The following is a 9370-nucleotide window of genomic DNA, read 5'->3' on the forward strand; positions in this document are numbered from 1 at the left end:
CTACATGGGATCTTCGATCACTCTTCAGACCGAATCCAGCAGCGCCTGCCTCGGCTTGTTGTCGCTGTTGCAGATCACCCGATTGCGCCCCCTGGCCTTGGCTTCGTACAACGCCTGATCGGCCTCATCCAGCCAACGCGTGGCGTCGGCATGGCTCGGGTCGTAGGCGGCCAGACCAATGCTCAGACTGACCTTCAACGCCGGGTTCTGCTCGTAGCCCATCACCGCAAAACGCTCGCGCAAGGCTTCCATGGCCTGAGCGGCATTGAACAGCGGCAGCTCCGGCAGGATCACGCAGAACTCATCTCCGCCATAGCGCCCGGCCACATCCGTGGCGCGCAGATTCTGTTTGAGCAGTTTGCTCAACTGGCGCAGGACGATATCGCCAGCGACATGCCCATAGGTGTCATTGATCGCTTTGAAGTGGTCGATGTCGATCAGCGCAATCGCCGCGCCCTGCTGCTGGCGTTTGCAGCGCTGGAACGCGAGGTTCAGTTGATCCTTCCACGCGCCGTGATTGAGCAGGCCGGTCAGGCTGTCGGTGCGACTCAACGCCAACAGCTCACGCTTGTGCCGACCAAGGGTCGAGGCCTGACGAAAGCAGATCCAGCCCAGCGCCAGCGGATACAGCAACAGCAATGGCAAACAGGCGTAGAGCTGCAGCGGCGTTGTTGGCGGGATGAACGCCGGCGCAAACACCACCAGCCCGACGCCGATGCCCAATAGCTGCGCCGCCGTGCCCGCCAGCAAAAACCGCCCGCCACCGATGGCGACGTTGTTCATTGCCATCATCGAAATCGTGGTTGCGCTGGGCAGCGGATTGAACTGCATGGCGGCGACCCAGAAGCCGCCCATGAATGCGTCGATCAGCAAATTGCGGTGTTCGGCGCGAAACGGCACGCTCGAGCGGCGCGCCCATTGAAACGCCAGATGCGGCCAGATCAGGCCATTGAACAGCATCAGGCCCCACACCCACAGCGGCGGATCGAGGGCATACATCGCCACGCTGACACACATCAGCCCGAGCAGCAGCCCGAACACCCGCGACCTGTAAAGCCTCCTGGCCAGTGAAAGTCCCTTTCCTCGCGTATTTCCCATAAGGGCCTCGACCGCGCGATGCATGGTTACATCCCGACAAGGATGTGTCCGGAGTCTATCAGGGCGCCGTTAAATAGCCATCACCGGCCAGCGGCCTGAATAGAGCGCTATCAGCGCCGCACGCGCGGCCCAGAGTTGGCTATAAATGAAAGAGGGTAAATGGAAAAACAACTATAAAAAGGGGGCACATGCATACCTACGCTGTGTTGATCATCGGCAGCGGTTTCGGCGGCCAGTGCGCGGCGGTCAACCTGCTCAAGGCCGGAATCGACGACTTTCGCATTCTCGAGCGACGCGACTTCTTCGGCGGCACCTGGTGCCAGAACACCTACCCCGGCGCAGCAGTGGACGTGCCGTCGCCACTGTATTCGCTGTCATTCGCGCCCTACCGCTGGTCGCAGATGTTCGCCGAACAGGCGGAACTGCGTCGCTACACCGAACAGCTGATCGAGCAGTTCGGTTTACGCGAGCGCGTGGAACTGGGGGCCGATGTCGAGCGCGTCGAGTGGGACGAAGCGGAAAAGCGTTGGTTGGTGCACACCCGCGCCAGAGGTACTTTCCGAACCCAATTCCTGATCAATGCTTCCGGGCCATTGAGTCAGCCGGTCATCCCCAACTTTCCCGGGATGGATCGCTTTCAAGGCAAGACTTTTCATACAAATAACTGGGACCACAGCTACGACTATCGCGGTAAACGCGTGGCGATCGTCGGCAGCGGCGCCAGCGCCGCGCAGGTGGTCCCAGCGATAGCGCCACAAGTCGAACAGCTGCATGTGTTCCAACGCACGCCGCATTGGGTGCTGCCGCGTGCCGATCGCAAATTCGGCCATTTCCAGCGCTGGCTGCTTGGCCTGAAACCGGCATACAAACTGCTGCGCTGGCTGATCTACTGGCAATTCGAAACCCGCGTGATCGCTTTCAAATACTCGAAACCGGCGATTCACCTGGTCCAGCGACATGCGCTGCGGTTCCTCAAGCGCCAGGTTCCAGACCCGGTACTGCGACAGAAACTCACCCCGGACTTCACCATCGGCTGCAAACGCGTTTTGGTGTCCAGCACGTACTACCCGGCGCTGAGCCGCGCCAACGTCACGTTGCACAGTCGCGAGCACGGCATCGCTTCGATCGACGAAAGCGGGATCAACACCGTGGACGGCGAGCATCTCGATGTTGATCTGATCGTCTGGTCCACCGGTTACGACGCCACCGACGGGGTGATTTCCTACCCGGTCAGCGGCAAAAACGCGGTGCAACTCAGAGATGTCTGGGCCGAATACCCGCGCGCCTACCTTGGCACCAGCCTGCCGGACTTCCCCAACCTGTTTATCGTCACCGGGCCGAACACCGGCATTGGCCACACCTCGGCGCTGTTCATCATCGAATCGCAGATGAACTACATCCTCGACTGCATCCGCACCGTACGGGCCAAAGGCCTGCGCAGCATCGAAGTGCGCCGTGACGCAGAACGTACCTACACTGCAATGATCCACCGGGAAATGCAGCGCACGGTGTGGAAGTCCGGTGGTTGCCACAGTTGGTACCAGAGCAAGAGCGGTCACGTGATCGCGATGTTTCCCGGCTTCAGTTTCAGCTATCACCTGCTGACCCGGGCGCTGAAACCGGCCGACCATATTTTGTCCTGAACACGTAAAAGGAAGACGTCGATGCTTTTGCTGTTTGTCGCACTCGCGGTTTTCGTGGCCTGGAGCTGGTTGAGTTACCCGGCGGTCGGCCATTGGCTGTACAACCTGGCCATGGCCAGCGAGGCCAGGTTGTACAAATTGCACAAGATCGAAGTGCCGATCGCCGAGATGACCGTGTCGACCTGGCAAGGCGGGCCGTACGAGGCGTCCAGCGCGATCCTGATGCTGCACGGCTTCAGCGCCGACAAAAACCTCTGGCTGCGCTGCGCCCGGCATTTCGTCCGTCAGTATCGGGTGATCATTCCGGATCTGGCCGGCCACGGTGAGACTGGCTTCAAGGCTGGCGGCGGTTACGACATTGCGGTTCAGGCCAAACGCATGATTCAACTGCTCGACGTCTGCGGCGTGGAGAAAGTCCACGTCATCGGCAACTCCATGGGCGGCTACATTGCCGCGTGGCTGGCAGCGACCTATCCCGAGCGGATCGCCTCGCTGGCATTGATCGACCCGGCCGGCGTCACCGCACCGGAGCCAAGCGACATGGAGCGCCACCTGGCGCGCGGGCACAATCCGTTTCTGATCAATTCCCGCGAAGAATTTCAGCGTTTCTACGCGATGACCATGGAGTCGCCGCCGTGGGTGCCGAAGCTGGTGCTGGACGCCGTCGCCCAGCGCTACGAGCAACAACGTGACGAGCTCGAAGAAATCTTCCGCGACTTCCGCGCCAGCCCGCCGATGGAACCGAAACTGGCCGAGATCAAATGCCCGGCGCTGCTGCTGTGGGGGCGCAAGGATCGCCTGATCGACGTCAGCAGCGTGCCGGTGTGGAGCAAAGGCATCGCCAATCTCGAAGTGGATGTGTGGGATCACGTCGGGCACATGCCGATGGTCGAACAGCCGGGAAATACCGCGCGGCTGTACGGGGAATTTCTGGAACGACAGCGATGAACATGGATATTCGCAATGCCCCAGGTGGCGCAACTGATCGTTCCCATGCTCTGCGTGGGAATGCCTCAGGGGACGCTCTGCGTCCAGTGACGCAGAGCGTCACGGGCTACATTCCCACGCAGAGCGTGGGAACGATCAGCGGAGACAGAAGGTTGGCGTTCCCATGAACATCCTTTACGACGAACGCCTCGACGGTCCGTTGCCCGAGGTGAACAAGGGCGAATTGCTCAAGGCCCTGCAACAAGCCCTGCCGGACCTGGACATCCTCTGGCGCGAAGATGAACTCAAACCCTACGAATGCGACGGCCTCTCCGCCTACCGCGCCACGCCAATGCTGGTGGCCCTGCCCCGGCGTCTGGAGCAAGTGCAAACCCTGCTGAAATTCTGCCATCAGAACAACGTGCCCGTGGTCGCGCGGGGTGCCGGCACTGGATTGTCCGGCGGCGCGCTGCCACTGGAAAAGGGCCTGTTGCTGGTGATGGCGCGGTTCAACAACATCCTGCACATCGACCCCGCTGCACGTATCGCGCGGGTTCAGCCGGGGGTGCGCAATCTCGCCATCTCCCAAGCGGCGGCCCCGTTCGGCTTGTATTACGCACCGGATCCGTCGTCGCAGATCGCCTGTTCGATCGGCGGCAACGTCGCGGAAAACGCTGGTGGCGTGCATTGCCTCAAGTACGGCCTGACCGTGCACAACGTGCTGAAAATCGAAGTGCTGACCATCGAGGGCGAACGTCTTACGCTGGGCTCCGAGGCGCTCGATTCAGCCGGTTTCGACCTGCTCGCCTTGTTCACCGGCTCCGAAGGCCTGCTGGGGATCATCACCGAAGTCACGGTGAAACTGCTGCCCAAACCGCAAGTCGCCAAGGTCCTGCTCGGCAGTTTCGACTCAGTGGAAAAGGCCGGTCGTGCGGTTGCCGAAATCATCGCTGCCGGGATCATTCCGGGTGGTCTGGAAATGATGGACAACCTGGCCATTCGCGCCGCCGAAGACTTTATCCACGCCGGTTACCCGGTCGACGCCGAGGCGATTCTGTTGTGCGAACTCGACGGCGTCGAAGCCGACGTGCACGACGATTGCCAGCGCGTACGGGAAGTCATGACAGCGGCCGGCGCCACTGAAGTGCGCCAGGCCCAGGACGAGGCCGAGCGTGTGCGTTTCTGGGCCGGGCGCAAAAACGCGTTTCCGGCGATCGGCCGGTTGTCGCCGGATTATTACTGCATGGACGGCACCATCCCGCGCCGCGAATTGCCCGCTGTGCTGCAAGGTATCGCTAGCCTCGGCGAGGAATATGGCTTGCGCGTGGCCAACGTGTTCCATGCCGGCGACGGCAACATGCATCCGCTGATCCTGTTCGATGCCAACCAGCCGGGGGAGCTGCATCGCGCCGAGGCACTGGGCGGCAAGATCCTCGAACTGTGCGTGAAAGTCGGCGGCAGCATCACCGGCGAGCACGGCGTAGGCCGCGAAAAAATCAATCAGATGTGCGCGCAGTTCAACAGCGACGAGTTACTGCTGTTTCATGCGGTGAAAGCCGCGTTCGATCCGCAGGGCCTGCTCAATCCCGGCAAGAACATTCCGACCCTGCATCGCTGCGCCGAATTCGGCGCGATGCACATTCACGCCGGGCAACTGCCCTTCCCCGAGCTGGAGCGATTCTGATGGCTGATTTCGATGCCGCCAACGCCCTGCTCGATCAGGTCAACGCAGCGCGGGCCAATGCCACGCCGCTGAAGATTCAGGGCGGCAACAGCAAGGCGTTTCTCGGTCGCGAGGTGGCCGGCGAAGTGCTCGACACCCGCGCCCATCGCGGCATCGTTCAATACGATCCGACCGAACTGGTGGTCACCGCACGTGCCGGCACGCCGTTGTCCGAGCTGCTCGCGGCGCTGGATGACGCCGGGCAAATGTTGCCCTGCGAACCGCCGTCCTTCGCCGACAGCGCCACGGTCGGCGGCATGGTCGCCACGGGACTGTCCGGACCACGCCGGCCGTGGTCCGGCTCGGTACGCGACTTCGTTCTCGGCACGCGGGTGATCACCGGCCTCGGTCAGCATCTGCGCTTCGGTGGCGAAGTGATGAAAAACGTCGCCGGTTATGACCTGTCGCGGCTGATGGCCGGCAGTTTCGGTTGCCTCGGCGTGCTCACCGAAGTGTCGCTGAAAGTCCTGCCGAAACCGCGCCAGTGCCTGAGCATCCGCCTCGATATCGACTGCGCTCGGGCCTTGAGCAAACTTGCCGAATGGGGCCAGCAACCGCTGCCGATCAGCGCCGCGTGCCACGATGGCCGGAGCCTGTACCTGCGCCTGGAAGGTGGCGAAGGTTCGGTGACGGCGGCGCATCAACGCCTCGGCGGCGAGCCGCTGGATTCGGGTTTCTGGCGCGACCTCAACGAACAGCGCCTGAGTTTTTTCGACGAAGGTTTGCCGCTGTGGCGCCTGTCATTGCCGAACAACCTCGGCCCGCTCGAGCTGCCCGGCGAGCAACTGATCGATTGGGCCGGTGCGCAACGCTGGGTGAAATCCGAAAGCCCTGAGATTCACGCACTCGCCCATTCCTTGGGCGGCCATGCAACGTGCTTTACCCACGGTGCCACCGATTCGCCGTTTCAACCCTTGGCGCCAACCCTTCTGCGCTACCACCGGCAACTCAAGGCGCAACTCGACCCGCAAGGGCTGTTCAACCCCGGACGAATGTACGCGGAGGTCTAGCCATGCAAACCACCCTCAGCGAGCAATCGCGGCAATTGCCCCGCGCTGGCGAAGCGGAAAAGATCCTGCGCACCTGCGTGCATTGCGGTTTCTGCAACGCGACATGCCCGACGTATCAATTGCTCGGCGATGAACTCGATGGTCCGCGCGGGCGCATTTACCTGATCAAGCAAGTGCTCGAAGGCGCACCGGCCACCGAGCAGACGCAACTGCATCTGGATCGTTGCCTGTCGTGCCGCAACTGCGAAACCACCTGCCCGTCCGGCGTCGATTATCACAACCTGCTCGACATCGGCCGCGCGGTGGTCGACAGCGCGGTGCCGCGCCCCGCCGCCCAGCGCTTGCTGCGCGAAGGCTTGCGCGCGTTGGCGCCGAATCCGGCTGTGTTCAAAGGCTTGCTGCGCATGGGCGCGACCTTTCGGCCTCTGCTGCCGCGCCTGCTGGAAAGCAAACTGCCGCAGCGCTTGGGTGTTATGGGGTCGCGCCCTGCTCCTAGGCATGCGCGCCGGGTGTTGTTGCTCGAAGGTTGCGTGCAACCGGGTCTGTCGCCGAATACCAATGACGCAACGGCGCGAGTGCTTGATCGTCTGGGCATCAGCGTCACCCCGGTGAGCGAGGCCGGTTGCTGCGGCGCTCTCGACTATCACCTCGACGCTCAGGGCAAAGGTCTCGACCGCGCTCGGCAGAACATCGACGCCTGGTGGCCGCATCTGCAGAACGGCGCCGAAGCCATCGTGCAGACGGCCAGCGGTTGCGGCGCGTTCATCAAGGATTACGGGCATTTGCTTGCGGACGATCCGATCTACGCGTTGAAAGCCCGGCGGATCAGCGAAATGACTCGGGATCTGGTGCAAATAATCGCTGAGGAACCACTGGAGCAAGTATGCGCCGCCAGCGAACGGCGCATCGCCGTGCATTGCCCGTGCACCTTGCAGCACGCACTGAAACTCGGCGGCGCCGTGGAAACAGTGCTGACCCGACTCGGCTTCAACCTCACATCGGTGCCGGACGGCCATTTGTGCTGCGGCTCGGCGGGCACCTACTCGCTGACCCAACCGGTGCTGGCGCGGCAACTGCGCGATCAGCGCCTCAACGCCCTGGAAAGCGGCCGGCCTGAGTTGATCGTCACTTCCAACGTGGGCTGTCAGAGCCATCTGGCCAGCGCCGGGCGCACGCCGGTCAGGCACTGGATCGAACTGGTGGATCAGTCGTTGGCAGAATGAAGTTCGTAGGATTCTTCGTTTGCCCGCCTGGGCGAAGGCTGCGATCTTTTCCGGCATCCATTTCGTCACCGTGGCAGGAATTTTTTTCATGACCGTGCAGCCGTTCGTCAGCCCCGACCTGATCCGCCAACGCTTCTCCCGAGCGATGTCCGACATGTACCGCGAAGAGGTGCCGCTGTACGGCGCGCTGATGGAACTGGTGGAGAAAACCAATCGCGAAGTGCTGGCACGTCAGCCTGACATCGCCGGACAGCTCAAGCGCACCGGCGAAATCGAACGCCTGGACATGGAACGCCACGGCGCCATCCGGGTAGGCACCGCGACCGAACTGGCCACCCTCGCCCGCTTGTTCGCGGTGATGGGCATGCAACCGGTGGGTTATTACGACCTGACCCCGGCCGGTGTGCCGGTGCATTCAACGGCGTTTCGCGCGGTGCATGAAGAAGCGCTGCAGGTCAGCCCGTTTCGCGTGTTCACCTCGTTGCTGCGCCTGGAGCTGATTGAAGATCCTGAATTGCGTTCGTTTGCCGAGTCGGTACTGGCCCGTCGTTCGATTTTTACTGAAGAGGCGTTGCGCCTGATTGAACAGGCGGAAACGGCAGGCGGACTGAATGACGACGAAGCCGCAGAATTCGTCCGACAGGCACTGGAGACTTTTCGCTGGCACCACAGCGCCACGGTCAGCGCCGCGCAATACCAGAAACTCAGCGCCCAGCACCGCTTGATCGCCGATGTCGTTGCGTTCAAAGGCCCGCACATCAACCACCTGACCCCGCGCACGCTGGACATCGACACCGTGCAGGAGCAGATGCCTGCCCATGGCATCACACCCAAAGCGGTGATCGAAGGCCCACCGCGCCGCGACTGCCCGATCCTGCTGCGCCAGACCAGCTTCAAAGCGCTGGACGAGCCGATCGCCTTCACCGATCAGCCCGAAACCCGTGGCAGCCACAGCGCGCGTTTCGGCGAAATCGAACAACGCGGCGCCGCCCTCACGCCCAAGGGTCGCGCGCTGTATGACCGCTTGTTGAATGCCGCTCGCGATGAATTGGGCGACTTCCCTAACGAAGCCAATGCCGCACGCTACAACGCGCTGATGACGCAGCACTTTGCCGAATTTCCTGACAGCATCGAGGGCATGCGCGAACAGGGGCTGGCGTACTTTCGTTATTTCGCTACGGAAAAGGGCTTGGCCGCTGAAGGACTTGGTGAGTCGTCCCTGGAGGACTTGCTGCGCGATGGCTATGTGAAAGCGGAGCCGCTGGTGTACGAAGATTTCCTGCCGGTGAGCGCAGCGGGGATTTTTCAGTCGAACCTGGGGGATGCCGCACAGGCGCATTACGGCGAACACTCCAATCGACAGGCTTTCGAACAGGCGCTGGGGCGTTCGGCCATCGATGAGTTGGGGTTGTATGCCGAGACGCAACGGCGGTCGATTGAGGAGTGTTTGACCCGACTCGCGCGTTAAACATTAAAAGATCGCAGCCTACGGCTGCTCCTACAGGGGAAACGCATTCCAAATGTAGGAGCTGCCGCAGGCTGCGATCTTTTGATCTGAAGCTATGGGGCAATCTTTGCGTCCATAGCGATCTTTGCCTCCATAAAGGCATCTGGCCATTGTGCGCAAGAAGTTGCGCAGTTGCCCGTAATATTTCAGGGGTAAATTGCCCTGCAGCCCAAGCGGCGCAAGCCCTGCAGCCAAGTGCGCAAGAAGTTGCGCAGTACTGCGCAACTTCTTGCGCACTT

At 61.9% G+C, this 9370-nt stretch carries 8 protein-coding genes; 6 read left to right on the forward strand and 2 right to left on the reverse strand.

What is annotated here, in order from left to right:
• Nucleotides 1-24: 24 nt before the first annotated feature.
• Entirely contained in the window at nt 25-1098 is a 1074-nt protein-coding gene (locus D8U82_RS17495; RefSeq protein ID WP_130902627.1) for a diguanylate cyclase, read from the reverse strand.
• A gap of 188 nt (nt 1099-1286) precedes the next feature.
• On the opposite strand from D8U82_RS17495, the gene D8U82_RS17500 reads away from it, so the two are divergent.
• The 6 genes from D8U82_RS17500 to D8U82_RS17525 all read left to right on the forward strand — a co-directional run bounded on the left by D8U82_RS17500 (nt 1287) and on the right by D8U82_RS17525 (nt 9092).
• Nucleotides 1287-2741: an NAD(P)/FAD-dependent oxidoreductase gene (locus D8U82_RS17500; protein WP_130902624.1), complete on the forward strand. Its 1455-nt coding sequence runs from the start codon at nt 1287-1289 to the stop codon at nt 2739-2741.
• A 21-nt stretch (nt 2742-2762) separates the two neighbouring features.
• Entirely contained in the window at nt 2763-3689 is a 927-nt protein-coding gene (locus tag D8U82_RS17505; RefSeq protein WP_016774118.1) for an alpha/beta fold hydrolase, read from the forward strand.
• A 163-nt stretch (nt 3690-3852) separates the two neighbouring features.
• A complete protein-coding gene (gene glcD / locus D8U82_RS17510; RefSeq protein ID WP_130889031.1) occupies nt 3853-5352 on the forward strand; it encodes a glycolate oxidase subunit GlcD in 1500 nt (499 codons plus the stop codon).
• Entirely contained in the window at nt 5352-6401 is a 1050-nt protein-coding gene (glcE, locus tag D8U82_RS17515) for a glycolate oxidase subunit GlcE (RefSeq protein WP_130902625.1), read from the forward strand. The genes glcD and glcE overlap by 1 nt, the downstream gene beginning before the upstream one ends.
• Before the next feature lie 2 nt (nt 6402-6403).
• Nucleotides 6404-7624 (forward strand): glycolate oxidase subunit GlcF, encoded by a 1221-nt coding sequence (gene glcF / locus D8U82_RS17520; protein ID WP_125926005.1) that lies wholly within the window; start codon nt 6404-6406, stop codon nt 7622-7624.
• 88 nt (nt 7625-7712) lie between these two features.
• Entirely contained in the window at nt 7713-9092 is a 1380-nt protein-coding gene (locus D8U82_RS17525) for a VOC family protein (RefSeq protein WP_130902626.1), read from the forward strand.
• Between the two features lie 30 nt (nt 9093-9122).
• Here D8U82_RS17525 and D8U82_RS28295 read toward each other — a convergent pair.
• A partial coding sequence (locus D8U82_RS28295) for a hypothetical protein (RefSeq protein WP_206663334.1) occupies nt 9123-9370 on the reverse strand: 248 nt, incomplete at its 5' end.

The sequence above is a fragment of the Pseudomonas sp. Sample_23 genome (assembly GCF_004307595.1).
Taxonomy (GTDB): domain Bacteria; phylum Pseudomonadota; class Gammaproteobacteria; order Pseudomonadales; family Pseudomonadaceae; genus Aquipseudomonas; species Aquipseudomonas atacamensis.

Excerpts from the sequence above, each read along its gene's own strand:
- D8U82_RS17495 (WP_130902627.1), bottom strand. The coding sequence starts at position 1,098 with ATGGGAAATACGCGAGGAAAGGGACTTTCACTGGCCAGGAGGCTTTAC.
- D8U82_RS17500 (WP_130902624.1), top strand. The coding sequence starts at position 1,287 with ATGCATACCTACGCTGTGTTGATCATCGGCAGCGGTTTCGGCGGCCAG.
- D8U82_RS17505 (WP_016774118.1), top strand. The coding sequence starts at position 2,763 with ATGCTTTTGCTGTTTGTCGCACTCGCGGTTTTCGTGGCCTGGAGCTGG.
- glcD (WP_130889031.1), top strand. The coding sequence starts at position 3,853 with ATGAACATCCTTTACGACGAACGCCTCGACGGTCCGTTGCCCGAGGTG.
- glcE (WP_130902625.1), top strand. The coding sequence starts at position 5,352 with ATGGCTGATTTCGATGCCGCCAACGCCCTGCTCGATCAGGTCAACGCA.
- glcF (WP_125926005.1), top strand. The coding sequence starts at position 6,404 with ATGCAAACCACCCTCAGCGAGCAATCGCGGCAATTGCCCCGCGCTGGC.
- D8U82_RS17525 (WP_130902626.1), top strand. The coding sequence starts at position 7,713 with ATGACCGTGCAGCCGTTCGTCAGCCCCGACCTGATCCGCCAACGCTTC.